The organism is Aquimarina pacifica, from assembly GCF_000520955.1.
Classification (GTDB): domain Bacteria; phylum Bacteroidota; class Bacteroidia; order Flavobacteriales; family Flavobacteriaceae; genus Aquimarina; species Aquimarina pacifica.
This window is the reverse complement of record NZ_JACC01000108.1, coordinates 1-1,134: the sequence shown is the minus strand read 5'-3', so window position 1 is coordinate 1,134 and position 1,134 is coordinate 1. Positions and strand designations below refer to the sequence as shown.

At 26.2% G+C, this 1,134-nt stretch carries 1 protein-coding gene; it reads right to left on the bottom strand.

Going from position 1 to position 1,134, the window contains the following annotated elements; genetic code table 11:
• Positions 1-316: 316 nt before the first annotated feature.
• Positions 317-841 carry a hypothetical protein gene (locus DZ60_RS0121980; protein ID WP_025744147.1) on the bottom strand — a complete coding sequence of 175 codons (525 nt, stop codon included), beginning with the start codon at positions 839-841 and terminating at the stop codon, positions 317-319.
• Positions 842-1,134: the final 293 nt, after the last annotated feature.

Sequence of the window (1,134 nt, the reverse complement as noted above, 5' to 3'; positions counted from 1 at the left end):
TTCATTGTGACATTTTTTTAATTACCTCTGAAACCACTTTTGTAACTGTCTTTACTTTGAGTATTAATCCTTAATCTTTTAAATGAGAATGACCCATAGAAACCTCACGTTTTTATCTTATCTCTAAGCAAAGTGCACTTTATTTTACTTGATAATATTCTATTCTTCTAACAAAGTGATCGGGCTAAATTTTTTCTGATGTTTTTATATGTAGACGATATTTTTAATATAAGTTGTTGATTTACTATTTGTTGAGGTAATCGATTTGTTTTTTTAAGATTGGGTTACTTGTTAAATTTGACGTATGCAATTTTATTTAATCAATGATGGGCATTAATTCTGGGTTTTCGGGATCTGTGACCTTAAAATTGCCCTTTTTAAATGGAATAAATATTTTTTTTGATTTTATATTTTGTGTAATATGTGTGAAATCGATCAATATAATCATTTCCTTAGTACCCTTAGAGAAATAGATTTTAAATACAGACTTAATAATTGGTTTATTATTGTAGGAGGTATAATAGTTGTGTTTTAGGAAAAATGTTTTTTGATCAAAACCAAAATCATAAATATTATTTGATAGGTTATATTTATTCGATATAACAGTTAAAGTATCTTTGCTTTTAGAGTTGTTGTTTATTATGTCAAAATTCAATTTATATTTTTTGTTTTCTGAAAAAAAATGAATGGAGTCATTTGAAATAAAAGTAAGCTTATTTTTGTTACAGTCACCAAAAGAAATATTTATTTGAGATATCTTTTTTTTAGGACTTGGTTGGGCATTTAATTTGAAAATTCCAAACATCAATACTGCGATAACTATTATATTATTTAGTTGCATTTCTAATTATTTTTTCAAATATTTCATTTACTTTTTTAAAGCTTATGTTGTCAGCAATATGTACGTGTCCTATTTCTTTTTTTAGGTGTAACCCAAGTTCGTCTCTTTTTTTAGTTGCACGGTACATGATTTCGTTAGAAAGATAGTCACCACCCGAGCCTTGGTTTACTATTTGTTAAGGTAATTGATTTGTTTTTTTAAGATTGGTTGCTTGTTAAATTTGAAGTATGCAACTTTATTTAATCAATGATAGGTATTAATTCTGGGTTTTCTGGATCTGTGATTTCAAAATT

Coding starts and splice junctions, on each gene's coding strand:
- DZ60_RS0121980 (WP_025744147.1), bottom strand. CDS start 841: ATGCAACTAAATAATATAATAGTTATCGCAGTATTGATGTTTGGAATT.